The sequence below is a fragment of the Pseudomonas sp. B23(2017) genome, from assembly GCF_002113725.1.
Classification (GTDB): domain Bacteria; phylum Pseudomonadota; class Gammaproteobacteria; order Pseudomonadales; family Pseudomonadaceae; genus Aquipseudomonas; species Aquipseudomonas putida_Z.
In genome coordinates this window covers 90,508-107,734 of record NZ_NEJM01000010.1, presented here as the reverse complement: position 1 = coordinate 107,734, position 17,227 = coordinate 90,508, and the positions used below count along the sequence as shown (strand labels likewise).

The 17,227-nt window shown below is 63.9% G+C and carries 14 protein-coding genes; 6 read left to right on the top strand and 8 right to left on the bottom strand.

Going from position 1 to position 17,227, the window contains the following annotated elements:
• Nucleotides 1–93 precede the first annotated feature (93 nt).
• The 3 genes from CAG46_RS17150 to csiR all read right to left on the bottom strand — a co-directional run bounded on the left by CAG46_RS17150 (nt 94) and on the right by csiR (nt 3,050).
• On the bottom strand, nt 94–1,485 hold the full coding sequence (locus CAG46_RS17150) for a HAMP domain-containing sensor histidine kinase (RefSeq protein WP_025338945.1): 1,392 nt from the start codon (nt 1,483–1,485) through the stop codon (nt 94–96).
• Nucleotides 1,463–2,143 (bottom strand): response regulator transcription factor, encoded by a 681-nt coding sequence (locus tag CAG46_RS17145; protein ID WP_025338946.1) that lies wholly within the window; start codon nt 2,141–2,143, stop codon nt 1,463–1,465. The genes CAG46_RS17150 and CAG46_RS17145 overlap by 23 nt, the downstream gene beginning before the upstream one ends.
• A 211-nt stretch (nt 2,144–2,354) precedes the next feature.
• A complete protein-coding gene (gene csiR / locus CAG46_RS17140) occupies nt 2,355–3,050 on the bottom strand; it encodes a DNA-binding transcriptional regulator CsiR (protein ID WP_015270630.1) in 696 nt (231 codons plus the stop codon).
• A gap of 195 nt (nt 3,051–3,245) precedes the next feature.
• Here csiR and glaH point away from each other — a divergent pair, with 195 nt between their 5' ends.
• The 6 genes from glaH (at nt 3,246) to proP (ending at nt 10,956) form a co-directional block, all read left to right on the top strand.
• Nucleotides 3,246–4,223 carry a glutarate dioxygenase GlaH gene (gene glaH, locus CAG46_RS17135; protein WP_075045100.1) on the top strand — a complete coding sequence of 326 codons (978 nt, stop codon included), beginning with the start codon at nt 3,246–3,248 and terminating at the stop codon, nt 4,221–4,223.
• 114 nt (nt 4,224–4,337) lie between these two features.
• Entirely contained in the window at nt 4,338–5,588 is a 1,251-nt protein-coding gene (lhgO, locus tag CAG46_RS17130; protein ID WP_025338948.1) for an L-2-hydroxyglutarate oxidase, read from the top strand.
• Nucleotides 5,589–5,739: 151 nt separating this feature from the next.
• Nucleotides 5,740–7,131 carry a GABA permease gene (gene gabP, locus CAG46_RS17125; RefSeq protein ID WP_025338949.1) on the top strand — a complete coding sequence of 464 codons (1,392 nt, stop codon included), beginning with the start codon at nt 5,740–5,742 and terminating at the stop codon, nt 7,129–7,131.
• 87 nt (nt 7,132–7,218) lie between these two features.
• Nucleotides 7,219–8,112 (top strand): PA4780 family RIO1-like protein kinase, encoded by an 894-nt coding sequence (locus CAG46_RS17120; RefSeq protein WP_085616542.1) that lies wholly within the window; start codon nt 7,219–7,221, stop codon nt 8,110–8,112.
• A 207-nt stretch (nt 8,113–8,319) separates the two neighbouring features.
• Nucleotides 8,320–9,294: a porphobilinogen synthase gene (hemB, locus tag CAG46_RS17115; RefSeq protein ID WP_013972900.1), complete on the top strand. Its 975-nt coding sequence runs from the start codon at nt 8,320–8,322 to the stop codon at nt 9,292–9,294.
• Nucleotides 9,295–9,453: 159 nt separating this feature from the next.
• On the top strand, nt 9,454–10,956 hold the full coding sequence (proP, locus tag CAG46_RS17110) for a glycine betaine/L-proline transporter ProP (RefSeq protein ID WP_075045102.1): 1,503 nt from the start codon (nt 9,454–9,456) through the stop codon (nt 10,954–10,956).
• On the opposite strand, the gene CAG46_RS17105 is transcribed toward proP, so the two are convergent.
• From CAG46_RS17105 to CAG46_RS17075, 5 genes are all read right to left on the bottom strand, one after another.
• Nucleotides 10,957–11,658: a YoaK family protein gene (locus CAG46_RS17105; protein WP_085616540.1), complete on the bottom strand. Its 702-nt coding sequence runs from the start codon at nt 11,656–11,658 to the stop codon at nt 10,957–10,959.
• Nucleotides 11,659–11,668: 10 nt separating this feature from the next.
• Nucleotides 11,669–12,295, bottom strand: coding sequence for a riboflavin synthase subunit alpha (locus CAG46_RS17100; RefSeq protein WP_085616538.1), 627 nt, complete (start codon nt 12,293–12,295; stop codon nt 11,669–11,671).
• A 510-nt stretch (nt 12,296–12,805) separates the two neighbouring features.
• Complete coding sequence (gene treS / locus CAG46_RS17090; protein WP_085616536.1) at nt 12,806–14,872, bottom strand: maltose alpha-D-glucosyltransferase; 2,067 nt, start codon at nt 14,870–14,872, stop codon at nt 12,806–12,808.
• Between the two features lie 202 nt (nt 14,873–15,074).
• Nucleotides 15,075–15,917 (bottom strand): TIGR03915 family putative DNA repair protein, encoded by an 843-nt coding sequence (locus CAG46_RS17080; protein WP_085616534.1) that lies wholly within the window; start codon nt 15,915–15,917, stop codon nt 15,075–15,077.
• Nucleotides 15,908–17,128 (bottom strand): putative DNA modification/repair radical SAM protein, encoded by a 1,221-nt coding sequence (locus CAG46_RS17075; protein ID WP_075045108.1) that lies wholly within the window; start codon nt 17,126–17,128, stop codon nt 15,908–15,910. The genes CAG46_RS17080 and CAG46_RS17075 overlap by 10 nt, the downstream gene beginning before the upstream one ends.
• Nucleotides 17,129–17,227 lie beyond the last annotated feature (99 nt).

Below are 17,227 nucleotides of genomic sequence, written 5' to 3'. Positions count from 1 at the left end.
GCCGCTCCTACAGGAATAGCGTTGCATTCAATGCTTGCGTAATACCTGTAGGAGCGGCCTTGTGTCGCGATGGGCCGCAAAGCGGCCCCGTTTCTATTTGGCCAGCCCCGCAAGCGGGCAGTGCAACACCAACCTGGCCCCACCCAGCTCGCTTTCCCCCACCTCCAGCCCGAACCCATGCAGGTCGACGATCGCCGCAACGATCGACAACCCCAGCCCGAACCCCGCATGGCGGTGGCCTTCATCGCTACGGTAGAAGCGCTTCAGCACTGCCGCCCGTTCCTCTTCCGGAATACCCGGCCCGCTGTCCTCGATGGCCAGGCGCAGGCCCTTGTCGTCCTGCGTCGCAGTAATCCGCACCAGCCCACCCTCGGGCGTGAACTTGATGCCGTTGCCCACCAGATTGGCCAGTGCCTCGAACAGCAGTTCGCGGTCACCGTGCAATGCCGGCAGTTCGGCTGGCTGCTGCAGTTCCAGGCGGATGCCGCCATCTTCGGCCAGTGGCAGGTAGAAGTCGTGCAACTCCACCAGCAGTTCGTGCGGGTCAAGCTGGACGAAACCGGCCCGCCGCTGGCGGTCTTCCAGTTCGCTGATGCGCAACAAACCGCGAAAACGCGCCATCAGGGTGTCGGTTTCGCCGATGGCCTGGTCCAGTGCCTCGGCCTGGGTGGAGTCGACGTCACTTTGCTGGCGAATGCGGTACAGCTGGGCGCGCAGGCGGGTGAGCGGGGTGCGCAGGTCGTGGGCGATGTTGTCGCACACGCCCTTGACCTCGTGCATCAGCCGCTCGATGCGGTCGAGCATGGCGTTGACGATGGCCGCCAGCATGTCCAGCTCGTCACGCCGGGCCGACAGCGGCAGGCGGTGGGTTAGGTCACCGGCGACGATCAGCTCGGCCTGGGCCTGGATCGCGCGAATGCGCTTGAGCGGGCGGCGCCTGAGCAGATACCAGCCGGCAAAGCCCGGGATCAGGGTCAGCGAGATCCCCCAGAGCAGGGCATGCAGGATGATCCGGGTGACCACGAACAGCGAGCCGTTGTCGCGCACCAGCACCAGCCAGCGGCCATCCTGCACCTTGATCGCCACCGCGTCGCAGCTGTCACGCGGCATGTGCGGGTCGTCGGCGTCCAGGCAGCGCTTGAGTTCGTGAACCTTGCCGTCCAGCCCCAGCTCTGGCGGGATGGCGCGAATGCGCCCGCCGATCGGGTTGAGCTGGTTGTCGAACAGGCCGTAGGCGTCGAAGCTGCGCTCTTCGAAGGCCTGGCTGGCGACCAGGGCGTCGTCCAGCTGTTTGCCGCTCATGTGCGCGAACAGGTGCTGGCGCTGCAGCATCGAATGGCGGGTGAGTTTGTTCAGGTAGCTGGACACCTCGAAGTACAGCACCCCCATGAGGATGCTGCTCCAGGCCACGAACAGAAAGCTGTACAGTGCCAGCAGGCGGCTGGTCGAGGAGCTCCAGCCCTTAGACGGGTTCAGCAATGGCATAGCCGGAGCCCCGTACCGTACGGATCAGCGGCGATTGGCCGGGTGAGTCGATTTTCTTGCGCAGGCGGCCGATGTGCACATCGATCAAGTTGGTGCCCGGGTCGAAGTGGTAGCCCCAGACTTCCTCGAAAATCATCATCCGCGTGATCACCTGGCCGCTATGGCGCATCAGGTACTCCAGCAGTTTGTACTCGGTGGGCAGCAGGTTGAGGGTCTGTTCGCCACGGCGGGCTTCGTGGCTGATCAGGTCCAGTTGCAGGTCGGCGACCTGCAGGCGGGTCTGGGTCATGGGCACGCTGTTGCGGCGCAGCAGCACTTCGACCCGCGCGGCCATCTCGTCGGAGGCGAACGGTTTGGTCAGGTAGTCGTCACCCCCGGCACGCAGGCCACGTACCCGCTCGTCGACGTCGGAGAGGGCGCTGATCATCAGAATCGGCGTGGCGATCTTGAGGCTGCGCAGGGTGGTGACGATGGTCAGGCCATCGACCTCGGGCAGCATGCGGTCCAGGGTAATCAGGTCGTAGCCGCCGGCAATGGCCTTGGCCAGGCCTTCACGGCCATTGTCGGCCCAATCCACCTCAAGGCCGTGGCTGGTAAGTTCGGCGACGATTTCCTGGCCGGTGACGGCGTCGTCTTCGATGGTCAGTACGCGAGGCATGCTGGTTCCCGGGCATCTAATGGAGACTTGATTGTGCCAAAGAATAGCCAAACGGCGATTTAAGAAAAATTCATCTGGCGCGTTTTGCCTGCACTGGCCCTATCGCCGGCAAGCCAGCTCCCACAGAGACCCCACAGGCCCCGAAGGCAGCGCAGTACCTGTGGGAGCTGGCTTGCCGGCGATAGGGCCCTGAAAGGTACAAAGCAACCCTCTAGCGTGCGCCGATACCCTCGGCATGCATGATCTGCGCAATGATCGGCACCGGAGTCATCAGGTGCGAACGCATCATGGCGCTGGCGCGCTTGGCGTCCCGGGCCAGAATCACCTCGACCAATGCCGCATGCTCCTGGCGCTTGAGCTCCAGGGCCTGTTCGGAAAACACCGTCTGGGTCAGCCACAGGTGCCGGTAGCGCTCGGCCTGATCAAACAGGTAGGTGCGCGCCTGCAGCAGGTGCTTGGAGCCGCAGCCTGAGGCAATGGCCGTGTGGAACGCCTTGTGCCGTTCGTCCCATACATCCAGGCGTTGCTCGCGGGTCTTCACTTCCACCACCTTGGCCAAAGTATGCGAGTGGGCCAGTACCGACGCCTCCCAGGCGTCGTCGCCACGTTCGATGGCCAGGGTGATGATCATCGCCTCCAGGTTGGCGCGGGCATCGTAGATGTCGTTCATCTCGTCCAGCGACATGGGCGCCACACGGTAGCCCTTCTGGCTGATCGCGTTGACCAGATGCTCGGCCACCAGCTGCGACAGTGCTTCGCGCAGCGGGCCCACGCCCAGGTCGTAGCGTTCCTTCAGGGTGCTCATCAGCAGCTTTTCTCCGGGCTTGAACACGCCGCGGATGATGTCCTTCTTGAGCCTCTCATACCCGCTGAATGCTGAGTTTTGTCGGGGGGCGAGCGCTTCCAAGGTCCTGTTCCTCAAACGGTTTTGTCGATCATACCGAAAGCGTTCGCTGGCGAAAAACAATGGACAAACACACGTTTTGTCTGTGAACAATAAAAATGTAGACATTTTGCGTTTATGGCGATAATTTTAGCTCGCCCGCACTGATCCAGGTCATGACCGGACGGCGCCACTCACTTTCTCTGCCAGGACACTGCCATGAACGCTTTTACGCAGATCGACGAACTTGTGATGCCACTGCCGCTCGAACCGCGTGGTTTCACCATCGCCCCCTCGAAGCAGTCGCCGCGCCTGCTTGAGCTCACCTTTGCCCGCGAAACGGTCGAAGCGTTCGTCCAGGCTGTTGCCCAGTGGCCGGTGCAGGCGCTGGAGTACAAGTCGTTCCTGCGCTTCCGGGTTGGCGAGATCCTCGACGAGCTGTGCCAGGGCACCCTGCGGCCGGTACTGCTCAATACCATCCTCAACCGCGCCAGCGGCGGCATGCTGATCACCCCGGTCGGCCTGGATGACGTGAGCCAGGCCGAGGACATGGTCAAGTTCACCACCGCCTGCGCACACCTGATCGGCCGCTCCAACTACGACGCCATGAGCGGCCAGTTCTATGCCCGCTTCGTGGTGGTCAACACCGACAACTCCGACAGCTACCTGCGCCAGCCGCACCGGGTCATGGAGCTGCATAACGACGGCACCTTCGTCAACCAGATCACCGACTACGTGCTGATGCTGAAGATCGACGAAAAGAACATGGAAGGCGGCAACTCGCTGCTGCTGCACCTGGACGACTGGGAGCAGTGCGACGAATTCTTCCGCCACCCGCTGGCCCGTCGCGAGATGCGCTGGACCGCACCGCCGAGCAAGAAGGTGTCCGAGGATGTGTTCCACTCGGTATTCGACACCGATGCCGAAGGCCGCCCGACCATGCGCTACATCGACCAGTTCGTGCAGCCGGAAAACTACGAGGAGGGCATCTGGCTGAACGCCTTGTCCGAATCGCTGGAAGGCAGCGAGAAGAAGCTTTCGGTTCCGGTTGGCGTGGGTAGTTTCCTGCTGATCAACAACCTGTTCTGGCTGCATGGTCGCGACCGCTTCACGCCGCACGAAGGCCTGCGCCGCGAGCTGATGCGCCAGCGCGGCTACGTGGCCTTCCCCAAACCGCTGTACCAGCGCGGGCAATAATGACAGGGCGCGGGGCGGGCGCCCGCCCACGCGTCTTTGCACAAAACGATGCCACCAGGGCCCGCGCGGGCCTTGGTGAGCCAGTCAGGCAATGCCTGCGTGTGAGGTAAGGCTGTGTACGATTTCATCATCATTGGCGGTGGCATTGTGGGCATGTCCACGGCCATGCACCTGATCAAGGTCTACCCGGATGCGAAGATTCTCCTGCTGGAGAAAGAGTCCGGCCCGGCCCGCCACCAGACCGGCCACAACAGCGGCGTGATCCACGCCGGCGTGTATTACACCCCCGGCAGCCTCAAGGCGCGCTTCTGCCTGGAAGGCAACAAGGCCACCAAGGCCTTCTGCACCCAGCACGGTATCCGCTTCGATGAGTGCGGCAAGCTGCTGGTGGCCACCAACGACCTGGAAATGCAGCGCATGAAGGCGCTGTGGGAGCGCACCGCGGCCAATGGCCTGGAGCGCTACTGGCTGTCGGCGGCCGAGCTGCGCGAGCGCGAGCCCAATATCGTTGGCATGGGCGGCATCTTCGTGCCCTCCAGTGGCATCGTCAATTACGCCGAAGTAACTGCGGCCATGGGCGCCGAGTTCCAGCGCGCCGGCGGTGAAATCCGCTATGGCGCCGAGGTGGTCGGCTTGCAGGAGCTGGCCAGCGAAGTGGTCGTGCGCACGCAGGGTGACGAATTGCGCAGCCGTTTCCTGGTGACCTGCTCGGGCCTGATGGCCGACCGCGTGGTGAGCATGCTGGGCCTGCGTACCGAATTCGTCATTTGCCCGTTCCGTGGCGAGTACTACCTGCTGCCCAAGCAGCACAACCAGATCGTCAACCACCTGATCTACCCGATTCCCGACCCGTCCATGCCGTTCCTGGGCGTGCACCTGACACGCATGATCGACGGCACCGTCACCGTTGGCCCCAACGCCGTGCTGGCGATGAAGCGCGAGGGCTACCGCAAGCGCGATGTCAGCCCCGGCGACCTGTTCCAGACCTTGACCACCCCCGGCATCCTCAAGGTGCTGGCGAAGAACTTCCGCCCTGGCCTGATCGAGATGAAGAACTCGCTGTTCAAGGGTGGCTACCTCAAGCAGGTCCAGAAGTACTGCCCGAGCATCACCAAGGCCGACCTCACGCCTTACCCGGCCGGCGTGCGTGCCCAGGCCGTGTCGCGTGACGGCAAGCTGATCGACGACTTCCTCTTCGTCAACACAGCTCGCAGCGTCAACGTGTGCAACGCACCGTCGCCGGCCGCCACCTCCGCCATCCCGATCGGCGCCTACATCGTCGACAAGGTATGCGAGCAGGTCGGCCGTCAGGGCGGCAGTTTCCCCAAGGCCGACCTGGCGCCTCGTCAGCGGGCTGCCGGCTGACCTACCCGTAATACGTTCTGCGGTTTCGTTTTACTCAACCCGTGCTGCCCTACTCACCATCTGGGGCAGGGCGGGCTTTTTCGCGCCTGCGTCGGTGACGTGCAAGCCGGCGGCCCCTGCGTGGGCATGACAAAAACAACAAGGTAGCGCCATGCAAACCCACAAGAACAATTTGAGTCATGGATTGAAATCCCGGCATGTCACCATGCTGTCCATTGCCGGCGTGATCGGTGCCGGCCTGTTCGTCGGCTCCGGCCGTGCGATTGCCGAAGCAGGGCCCGCCACCATCCTGGCCTATATCCTGGCCGGCGCGCTGGTGGTGCTGGTGATGCGCATGCTGGCCGAAATGGCCGTTGCCTCGCCGGACACCGGTTCGTTCTCTACCTATGCCGACCTCGCCATCGGCAAGTGGGCCGGCTACACCATCGGCTGGCTGTACTGGTGGTTCTGGGTACTGATCATCCCCATCGAGGCCAATATCGCCGCCACCATCATCAATTCCTGGGTCCCGCAGCTGGAGATCTGGGTCTTGTCGTTGGTGATTACTCTATTGCTGACTGCCACCAACCTGTTCAGCGTGAAGAACTACGGTGAGTTCGAGTTCTGGCTGGCGTTGGTGAAGGTGGTGGCCATCGTCAGTTTCATCGCGCTGGGGGTGTGCGCCATCTTCGGCCTGCTGCCAGGCTCAGGTGTCAGCGGCGTGTCGCGCCTGTGGGATAGCGGCGGCTTCATGCCCAACGGTTTTGGTGCGGTGCTCAGCGCCATGCTGATTACCATGTTCTCGTTCCTCGGCGCCGAGGTGGTGACCATCGCCGCGGCCGAATCCGACGAAGCGGGCAAGCATATTTCCAAGGCCACCAACTCGGTGATCTGGCGAATCACCCTGTTCTATATCCTGTCGATCTTCATCGTCATCGCGCTGGTGCCGTGGACCGACCCGCGCCTGGCCACCGAAGGGTCCTATGTCACGGTGCTGGACACCCTGGGCGTGCCGAATGCCAAGGCCATCATCGACTTCGTGGTGCTGACGTCGGTGACCAGCTGCCTCAACTCGTCGCTGTATACCGCGTCGCGCATGGTCTACTCGCTGAGCCGCCGCGGTGATGCGCCGGCCTGTGCCCAGGTGACCAGCCGCAGCGGCACCCCCGTGGTAGCTGTGCTGCTGTCCACTGGCGCAGCTTTCCTGGCAGTGATCGCCAACTACCTGGTACCGGCCAAGGTGTTCGGCTTCCTCATGGCAAGCTCCGGCGCCATTGCCTTGCTGGTGTACCTGGTGATCGCCGTTTCCCAGCTGCGCCTGCGCCAGCGCCTGACCGCACAGGGCAAGACACTGGGCTACCGCATGTGGCTGTTCCCCTGGCTGACGTGGGGCGTGATCCTGTTCATCAGTGGCGTGCTGGTGCTGATGCTGTTCCGCCCGGACCACCGCCTGGAAGTGGTATCGACCATGGTGCTGGCGGTGCTGGTGGTGTGTTCGGGCCTTCTGGTCACACGGCGCCGGGCGCGCGAGGTGGTGGTTGGCCGCGTAGGGCAGGGCGCCTGAGCCGTTCGGCCTGAAGACAGACGAGCAAGTCGCATCAGGCTGTGAGAGGATGTCCGTCATCACAGCCAGGACCCCGAACGCAGCCTGATGAAGACACCCAAAAGAATCGAACCCCTGATCGAAGACGGCCTGGTCGACGAAGTACTGCGGCCTTTGATGAGTGGCAAGGAAGCCGCCGTGTATGTGGTGCGCTGTGGCAGCCAGGTGCGCTGCGCCAAGGTTTATAAAGAAGCCAACAAGCGCAGTTTCCGCCAGGCTGCCGAGTACCAGGAAGGCCGCAAGGTTCGCAACAGCCGTCAGGCCCGGGCGATGGCCAAGGGCAGCAAGTACGGCCGCAAGGAAGCCGAGGACGCCTGGCAGAACGCCGAAGTGGCGGCGCTGTTCCGCCTGGCCGGCGCTGGCGTGAGGGTTCCCAAACCCTACGATTTCCAGGACGGCGTGCTGTTGATGGAGCTGGTGACCGATGCCGACGGTGACGCGGCCCCGCGCCTGAACGACGTGCACCTCGAGGCCGAGGATGCCCGCGCGTTCCATGCCTTCGTCATTCGCCAGATCGTGCTGATGCTGTGTGCCGGGCTGGTGCATGGCGACCTGTCGGAGTTCAACGTGCTGCTTGGCCCGGACGGGCCGGTGATCATCGACCTGCCGCAGGCGGTGGATGCAGCGGCCAACAACCATGCCTTCAGCATGCTGCAGCGCGATGTGGCCAACATGGCCCATTATTTCGGGCGCTTTGCGCCGGAGCTGAAAAGCACCCGGTATGCGCAGGAAATGTGGGCCTTGTACGAGGCGGGCGAACTGCGCCCGGACAGCCCGCTGACGGGGCTGTTCGAGGATGACGAGCATGCGGCTGACGTGGCCGGGGTGATGCGCGAGATCGATGCGGCCCGGCTGGATGATGCGCGCCGGCGCGCCGCGCGGGCCGAGTCTGAGCATGGGGCGGCCAGGGCAGAGGAGCCTGCGCCGCCCTGGCTGCAGTAATAGGTTGCCTGCACTGTCCTCTTCGCGGGTAAACCCGCTCCCACAAGTACAGCGCGAATCCTGTGGGAGCGGGTTTACCCGCGAAGAGGCCGGCACAGGAAAAATGCAGCCATTGCCTTTGACGCAAGACAATATCTCGTCATCTGGCCTTTTCACTGGCGCGCGACAGGCATAAGGTATACGCCGTTCAAATTCCCTGGAGCTGTCATGTCCAACCAATTCCCGTCCGTTCGTCCACGCCGCCTGCGCCAGAACGAGTCCCTGCGCACGATCTTCCAGGAAACCGAGTTCCGCCTTGAAGACCTGATCCTGCCGATCTTCGTCGAAGAGGGCATCGATGACTTCGTGCCGATCACCAGCATGCCGGGCGTCAACCGCATCCCCGAGAAGCTGCTGGCCCAGGAAATCGAGCGCTATGCCCGCGCCGGTATCAAGTCGGTGATGACCTTTGGCGTTTCGCACAACCTGGACGCCGTCGGCAGCGACACCTGGAACGAAAACGGCCTGGTCGCGCGCATGTCGCGGATCTGCAAGGACACCGTGCCGGAAATGGTGGTGATGTCCGACACCTGCTTCTGCGAGTACACCAGCCACGGCCACTGTGGCGTGCTGCACGACCACGGCGTGGACAACGACGCCACCCTGGCCAACCTGGGCAAGCAGGCGGTCATCGCCGCTGCTGCCGGTGCCGACTTCATTGCCCCGTCGGCGGCGATGGACGGCCAGGTCCAGGCCATCCGCAGCGCGCTGGATGGTGCCGGCTTCCACGACACCGCGATCATGGCCTATTCCACCAAGTTCGCCTCGTCGCTGTATGGCCCGTTCCGTGAAGCCGGTGGTACCGCGCTGAAGGGCGACCGCAAGAGCTACCAGATGAACCCGATGAACCGCCGCGAAGCCGTGCGTGAGTCGCTGCTCGACGAGCAGGAAGGGGCTGATGTGCTGATGGTCAAGCCGGCCGGTGCCTACCTCGACGTGATCGCCGATATCCGTGCCGCCTCGCGCCTGCCGCTGGCGGCGTACCAGGTCAGCGGCGAGTACGCGATGATCAAGTTCGGCGGCCTGGCTGGCGCCATCGATGAAGGCCGTGTGGTGCGTGAAAGCATTGGCGCAATCAAGCGTGCCGGTGCTGATCTGATCCTCACCTACTTCGCCATGGACCTGGCCCGCGAAGGCATCTGACCGCGAGCCGTTGCCCATGCAAGCCGCTGCCATCGCAGCGGCTTTTCTTTGCCTGCGCCGCAACCGGTGAGGAAAAGCACAAAAAAACCGTAAGCGCTGAATTATTTAGTGTCCCGTTGTATCTCATCCCTTAGAGCATTCATCGACAGGGATACGGACATGAAACCTCGCAAGAAAAGCCTCCAGCCAATCGGCCTGAAGGACATCACCATTGTCGACGACGCCAAGATGCGCAAGGCAATCACCGCGGCAGCCCTGGGCAATGCCATGGAGTGGTTCGACTTCGGCGTCTACGGCTTCGTCGCCTACGCCCTGGGCAAGGTTTTCTTCCCCAATGCCGACCCGAGCGTGCAGATGATCGCGGCGTTGGCCACGTTCTCGGTGCCGTTTCTGATCAGGCCTCTGGGCGGGCTGTTCTTCGGTGCCTTGGGTGACCGCTTCGGGCGGCAGAAAATCCTCGCTGCGACCATCGTGATCATGTCGCTCAGCACCTTCGCCATCGGCCTGATACCGTCCTATGCCAGCATCGGTATCTGGGCGCCGATCCTGCTGCTGCTGGCCAAGATGGCCCAGGGCTTCTCGGTGGGGGGCGAGTACACCGGCGCGTCGATCTTCGTCGCCGAATATGCCCCTGACCGAAAACGGGGGTTTCTCGGCAGTTGGCTGGACTTCGGCTCGATTGCCGGGTTCGTGTTGGGTGCCGGTGTGGTGGTGTTGATCTCTACGGTGCTGGGTGAGGACAAGTTCCTCGAATGGGGTTGGCGCCTGCCGTTCTTCCTCGCCTTGCCGCTGGGCATCATCGGCCTGTACCTGCGCCATGCGCTGGAGGAGACGCCAGCCTTCCAGCAGCACGTCGACAAGCTGGAGAAAGGCGACCGCGAAGGCCTGGCGACCGGGCCCAAGGTGTCGTTCAGGGAAGTGGCCACCCAACACTGGCGCAGCCTGGTGACCTGCATTGGCGTGGTGATCGCCACCAACGTCACCTACTACATGCTGCTCACGTACATGCCCAGCTACCTGTCGCACAACCTGCACTACAGCGAAGACCATGGCGTGCTGATCATCATCGCGATCATGGTCGGCATGCTGTTCGTGCAGCCGATGATCGGGCTGCTCAGCGACAAGTTCGGCCGTCGACCGTTCATCATCGTCGGCAGTATCGGCCTGTTGGTGCTGGCCATCCCGGCATTCATGCTGATCAACAGCGGCGTGCTGGGGGTGATTTTTGCCGGGTTGCTGATCATTGCCGTGCTGCTGAACTTCTTCATCGGCGTGATGGCCTCGACGCTACCGGCAATGTTCCCCACGCACATCCGCTACAGCGCCCTCGCCAGCGCCTTCAATATCTCGGTGCTGATCGCCGGCCTCACCCCGACCATCGCCGCCTGGCTGGTGGAAAGTACTGGCAACCTGTACATGCCGGCCTATTACCTGATGGTGATCGCCGCGGTGGGGCTGGTCACCGGCCTGACCATGAAGGAGACCGCCAACAAACCGCTGCGCGGCGCTGCACCGGCAGCATCGGATATCGAGGAAGCGCGTGAGCTGCTGCAGGAACACCACGACAACATCGAGCAAAGGATCGAGGACATCGATGCGCAGATTGCCGAACTGGAGGCCAAGCGCAAGTTGCTGGTGCAGCAGCACCCGCGCATCGAGTGATCAGTGTGGCATGTAGCCACGCTGCCAGGTCCGTGGAATGAACCGCGACACCAGGGCCAGCACGCAGGCCAGCGCACAGCTGCCGGTCAGTGCCTGCAGGCCCAGGTGGTGCTCCAGCCAGGCACCCAGCGAGGCGCCCAGCAGCATGCCGGCCCAAGGCACCAGTTGCACCCGCCAGCCATTGCGCCGCTCGCCCAGCAGCCAGCGCCCCAGCCCACGACCGAAGCGTGACAGGGCGCCGGTGACGTAGGTCAGGCCGATGGGCATGCCGTTCACCTGTTCGACCACGGCATTGATCATGCCCATGGCCAGTGTGGCAGCGAGCAGCGCTGGAAAGGTGGCTGCCAAGGGCCATGCGGCTGCAAAGCCCAGCAGGGCGGCGACTACCAGCAGCACCGGCCACGCCCGACGGCGGAAAGCGCGCGCCAGCAGCACGCCCAGGGCGTTGCCGACGACGAAGCCAAGCACAGCAGCACTCAGGCGCAGCACCAGGGCCAGGTCCGCATCGCTGATGGCGACGGCCAGGCGCGTGGTGTTGCCACTCATGAACGACACGAAGTCGCCCAGCGCCAGCAGGCCGATGGCATCGGTCATGCCGGCAAGTACGGACAGGCCGGCGACCAGGCCGAGGCCCACGCGACCACGCAGCATCTGCAGGCGCAGCCGCTTGGCTGTGCGCGCGGGGAGGGTGTTGGGCAGCATCCTCTGGAACTCAGCGGGGCATTTCGCGGGCCAGGGTGCTCTTGATGGTGCGCTCCACTACATCGACCAGCACCATTGTCTGGTGGTCCACTTCGATGTTGAGCAGCTCGCCGGCCTTGTAGCTGGGGAAGGTGGTCTGGCGCAGGGTTTCCGGGATCAGGTTGATGGTGATCACGTTGTCCTCGACATCGGCTACAGTCAGGCTGCAGCCGTTGACCCCGATGAAGCCGCGCGGGAACACGTACTTGCCCCATTCCGGTGGCATGCGGAACTTGATGAAGGCGCCGGTTTCCTTGATCGACAGCTCGACGATTTCGGCGGTGGTGGCGATGTGGCCGGCCATCAGGTGGCCGCCGACTTCGGCGTTCATCTTCGCCGAGCGTTCGATGTTGACGCCCTGGCCGGCCTTGAAGTTGCGCAGGTTGGTGCGCTCGAGGGTGGCGGTCATGGCGTCGAACCTGACCTGGGTGCCGTGGATTTCGGTGACCGACAGGCAGGTGCCTTCGAGACTGACGCTGGCGCCGATCTTCAGCTCGTCGAGCAGCTCGGGGGTGAGGTCGATGGTGAACTGGTTGTGGCCCGGGTAGGTGGTCACATCAAGCAGAGGGCGGACGGCCTGGACGATGCCGGTGTACATGGAGTTGCTCCTGGGCACGGAAAAGAAAACTTCCGAACGCTATGCCCGTGGAGCGGTAAAAGCAAGCCGGCCATTTGTCTGGACACTTGAAACCCACAGGTATGGTGCATTCCTTCGGCTGACGGGGACCCTGTAGGAGCGGGCATGCCCGCGAAGCAAGCGACGCGGTGGATGGCACCGGCTAGGCCGGTGTTCGCGGGCGCGCCCGCTCCCACAGGTATGGTGCATTCCTTCGGCTGACGGGGGCCCTGTGGGAGCGGGCATGCCCGCGAAGCAAGCGACGCGGTGGATGGCACCGGCTAGGCCGGTGTTCGCGGGCGCGCCCGCTCCCACAGGTACGGCGCACTCCTTCAGCTGGTGGGGTCCCTGTGGGAGCGGGTTTACCCGCGAAGCAGGCGACGCGGTGGATGGCACCGGCTGCGCCGGTGTTCGCGGGTGAACCCGCTCCCACAGGTATCGCGTGGCTACCGTTCTGAGCTTCACCGGCGAAGGCAATGGGGCAAATACAATTCAGACATGGCCGCTGCTGTTGACGATCCGCAGGCACAGCGCCTCATACGGGTCCAGGTTCACCATCAGGCGCCCATCCTCGGTCAAATCCCCTTCGACCGTTTCATTGATCATGTCCACCACCGGCCCCGGCGTGAACCCGGTCAGTTGCAGCTCCTCGGCAATCACTTCCTGGCCAAAATTCAGCGCAGTGATCTGGATGCCACGCCCGGCCGGCAGTTCATGCACCATTACCAGCAAGCCGGGGCTGCTGACTTCAGGTACCAGCACCTGGCGGCTGGTGGCGATGCCATAGGCCTGGCGCACCGCCAGCAGCTTCTTCACCTTGCAGGCAAACGAATCGCCATTTTCCAGCTGGCTGTCCAGGCTGCCATACAGCGCCCGGGCACGGGGCATGCCACGCACCGACGTCTGGGCCTGCGGCTCCAGCCCGGCCAGGTCGTAGCCGCCGCGGTGAATCCAGCGGGTATCGCCATCCAGCATCCGCTGCGCGACCGCTTCGGCGGGCAAGGGCAGGGCGCCCACCAGGTCCCAGCCGGACAGCGCCACCACCCCCGGCTGCATGGCGTTGTACATGACCAGCAGCAGGTGCACCTTCTGGATCTGCTCGATTTCTGCAACCCCGATCTGCCCGAGGTCGCGGATGCCCAGTGCGGCAGCGATCAGGCTGGCCGTGGTGCAGGCTATGCCATTGGTGACGAAGCGCAGGTTGTACGGCGCATGCTCGCCCGACAGCCGTTCGTAGATCTCTTCGCGGATGTGCTCGCGCAGGATGCCGCCGGGCAAGGTCTGGCCTTTGTACAGGTACATGTCGTGGGCATGCAGGGTCCAGAAATGCACCAGCTCCACGGTCAGCTCGTCATGGTTCTGCAGGGCATGGATCAGCGACGCCGGGTCGATGCCGAAGGCATGCATCTCCTTGAGCATCAGGCGCAGGAACTCGGTGTCGCCGGTCAGCAGCGCATGCTGGTAGGCCGGCCGGGTAATGAAATCGTAGGACAGGTCGGCTCCGCCCCTGGACATCTGCGCGATGTCGTCGAGGGTCAGGTTCAGTTCCTGGAAGCTGAAACCGCCGGCCTTGCGGATCATGCCGCCGATCAGCTGGTTGCCGACGATCGACAGTGGGTGGCTTTCCGACCAGGCAGTGCCGCTGGCGCGGGTCTCCACGCCGAGAAAGCCGTTGGCATCCAGGCGCAGGCCGCGTGCACCCAGGCAGTCCAGGGCGTGCAGGGCATCGCCAATGATCATCTGCTGGGCGGCGAAGGTCGGGTCCAGCCAGTTCAGCGACGGCTGGCCTTCCTTGAAGTAGTGCAGGTACACCCAGCGCCGGGTCTTGCCATCCACACCGGTCACCGGCGGCGTGGCGCTCCAGTCGGTTTCTTTCACACCTGGTTCGAAGAAGATCACCCGTTGCAGCTGGCCGACGATGTAATGGCGGGCCTTGAGCTCGTCGCACTGGGCCGGCAGCAGGTTGACCGCGTCGCGCCCGGCAGGCACTTCGGGCAGCAGCGGCCAGTCTTCCTCGCGGATTTCGACCATGTGGTACAGCCCCGGATAGGGGCCGTGGGCCAGCTCGGCCAGGCGAAAGTCGGCACCCTTGCCCGTGTGCGAGGGGATCAGGTCGTCGATGGTCACGGCGTTGTGGGCAGCGGCCATGCGGCTCATCTGGATCAGCTCCTGCTCGCTGCCGTACAGCGGGTCGATGTCGAAACTGATGCGGTCGAAGTTGCCGTCCACGCTGGGGGTGAGCTCACGGCCACGAATTCCGCCGGACAGCTTGATGGGGCCGGTGTGCAGGCCCTGGATGCCGATCTCCGACAGGCGCTTCCACAGCGCTTCGTGGGCCAGGGCACCGAGCACCGAACAGCCTTCGGGGGCGATGATGGCGTCGGGGTAGACGGTCAGCCAGACCGAAGCGATTTCAGTGGCGCGGCGGGGCTGGGCTTCGGCGTAGGGCTGCTGCCACAGGCGCGACTGGCCCGAGTACAGGTGGGTACGTTGCTGGGAGGCCCTGAGCATGGCGCGGTCTTCGAGCCATTTGACGTATGACGGGTCGGGTTGGGTCATTTCGCGTCCTCTTTGCGTGTCGGCAGCGGCTCAGGTTATGACGGCTGTGGCGGCTGATCGTTCGGCTTGAGTATGGTTTGGCTGCTTCGCGGGCACGCCCGCTCCCACAGGATCTCCACACACGTTGAGAACAGTGCAATACCTGTGGGAGCGGGCATGCCCGCGAAGAAATCCCCACTGATCAAGGTTTGCGAATACGCAACTACCGTGTGGGCTTGCTGATCTGTTTGCCAGCCTGGGAGGCGACTTCCAGGGCTTGGCCATCCCGTTGCTTGCCTTGCCGAGCCAGGCCTTCGAGCTGCGGAATCAGCATGCCCTCCGGCAAATGACGCCAAAACCGCCCGGGCATGTGCAGGCGCAAGGCGTCGGGGTTGAGGCGGGCAGGGTTGAAGGTATGGCGATAGTAGGTGCGCCACAATTCGGCGCCAGGGTCTTCGGCGTTGCGGGCCCACTGGCGCCAGGGCTCGGGGCACTGGCGCTGGTAGTCGAATGCCTGGCCGTCGAAGCGTATGCCGTCGTGCGCCGTGGCAATCATCCAGCGCAAACGCCCCAGGCGGTCGGCGAAATGCGCACTGGCGCTTTCCAGAATGTCATGCGCCGGCTCGTGATAGGCCACCAGGTCGAGTTGCAGCTGTTCAGCCAATACTTCGGGTAGTGGCACGAAGCGTACAAACGCATGCAGATGGTGCGCTTCGCGATTGACCTGCTTGATCCGTCTTTGCAGCTCGCTGCCCAGTCGGTCACCCGCCAGCATTGCAGTGCGGTCGCCATGGGCCACCCGCCAAAGTACCTCGTAAAGCAGGTTCCAGCGGTGCTCGCCACGGTAGCGGGCGGCCTGTTCCAGCTGGCTCAGCAGCGCCGCTGGCACCTTGGCGCGAAAAGGACCGGAGCCTTCCGGCAGCGCTGTCGGTACGGCCAGCAAATCAGCCATCGGCCCTTGCGCCCAGGTCACCTCCGACGGGTCGATGCCATGCCCCAACAACACCCGGGCCTGGTCACGCCAGGTGGCGAACAGGCCGTCGCAGTCGAGCGCGATCATCCCCACAAGCCCATCTGCACCGGCGCCTGCGGCTCACGCAAGCGCGCCCTCAGCAGGCCGCTGCGCAGCTCGGCCTGGGCCGGGCGGTAGTCGCTGGTGACAATGAACGGCCGCGCCTTGTCCAGCACGCAGCGCAGCTGGATCAGGTCATCGTAGCGAATGCGCCGTTCGCGTCGCAGGGCTACCAGGCGCTGCACGCTGCGCAGGCCGATGCCGGGGATGCGCGCCAGTAGCGCCGGCTCGGCACGGTTCACGTCCAGCGGGAACACTTCGCGGTTGGCCAGCGCCCAGGCCAGCTTGGGGTCGATGTCCAGTGCCAGGTTGCCGCTCTGGCCCAGCAGCTCGCCGGCCTTGTAGCCATAGCCACGTAGCAGGAAGTCAGCCTGGTACAGGCGGTGCTCGCGCAGCAGCGGTGGTGCGGCCAGGGGGACGCTGCCGGGGCTGTCAGGGATGGGGCTGAAGGCGGAGTAGTACACGCGCTTGAGGCCATAGCCTTGGTACAGCGATTCGGCATTGCGCAGCAATGTGCTGTCGTCGGTGCTGTCGGCCCCGACGATCACCTGGGTGCTTTGCCCGGCCGGGGTAAAGCGCGGCGCCTTGGGTTCGTGGGCCACGGCTTGCTGGCCTTGGTGAATCACGCCCATGGCCTGGCGAATGGTGTGCGCCTGTTTTTCCGGTGCCAGGCGTTTCAGGCTGGCGTCGGTCGGCAGCTCGATGTTGACGCTGAGCCGGTCTGCCAGGCGCCCGGCCTCTTCGATCAGCAACGGGTCGGCATCGGGGATGGTCTTGAGGTGGATGTAGCCACGGAAGTCGTGCTCTTCGCGCAACAGCTTCGCCACGCGGATCAACTGCTCCATGGTGTAGTCAGCAGACCGGATGATGCCGGAGCTGAGGAACAGGCCGCTGATGCAGTTGCGCCGGTAGAAGTCCAGGGTCAGCCGGACCACTTCCTCGGGGCTGAAGCGCGCGCGTGGCACGTTGCTTGAGCGGCGGTTGACGCAGTACTGGCAGTCGTAGAGGCAAAAGTTGGTCAGTAGCACCTTGAGCAGCGAGACGCAGCGCCCGTCGGGGGTGTAGCTGTGACAGATGCCCATGCCATTGGTAGCACCCAGGCCATCAGCCCCGCGCGAGTTGCGCTTGGGCGCGCCGCTGCTGGCGCAGGATGCGTCGTACTTGGCAGCATCGGCAAGGATGCCGAGTTTGGCGATGAGTTGCATGGGGCTGACCTGTGGTACTGAATATTCATACAGTATTTTGAGATGTGACGGATTGCAAGCGATTGTGCGCCGGCCATGCCCGACTACCTTGGCGGGCAG

Bases quoted from the DNA above. Each gene is read 5' to 3' on its own strand.
- proP (WP_075045102.1), top strand. From the start codon at position 9,454: ATGAAACCTCGCAAGAAAAGCCTCCAGCCAATCGGCCTGAAGGACATC.
- gabP (WP_025338949.1), top strand. From the start codon at position 5,740: ATGCAAACCCACAAGAACAATTTGAGTCATGGATTGAAATCCCGGCAT.
- CAG46_RS17120 (WP_085616542.1), top strand. From the start codon at position 7,219: ATGAAGACACCCAAAAGAATCGAACCCCTGATCGAAGACGGCCTGGTC.
- treS (WP_085616536.1), bottom strand. From the start codon at position 14,872: ATGACCCAACCCGACCCGTCATACGTCAAATGGCTCGAAGACCGCGCC.
- CAG46_RS17100 (WP_085616538.1), bottom strand. From the start codon at position 12,295: ATGTACACCGGCATCGTCCAGGCCGTCCGCCCTCTGCTTGATGTGACC.
- hemB (WP_013972900.1), top strand. From the start codon at position 8,320: ATGTCCAACCAATTCCCGTCCGTTCGTCCACGCCGCCTGCGCCAGAAC.
- glaH (WP_075045100.1), top strand. From the start codon at position 3,246: ATGAACGCTTTTACGCAGATCGACGAACTTGTGATGCCACTGCCGCTC.
- CAG46_RS17150 (WP_025338945.1), bottom strand. From the start codon at position 1,485: ATGCCATTGCTGAACCCGTCTAAGGGCTGGAGCTCCTCGACCAGCCGC.
- CAG46_RS17145 (WP_025338946.1), bottom strand. From the start codon at position 2,143: ATGCCTCGCGTACTGACCATCGAAGACGACGCCGTCACCGGCCAGGAA.
- CAG46_RS17075 (WP_075045108.1), bottom strand. From the start codon at position 17,128: ATGCAACTCATCGCCAAACTCGGCATCCTTGCCGATGCTGCCAAGTAC.
- CAG46_RS17105 (WP_085616540.1), bottom strand. From the start codon at position 11,658: ATGCTGCCCAACACCCTCCCCGCGCGCACAGCCAAGCGGCTGCGCCTG.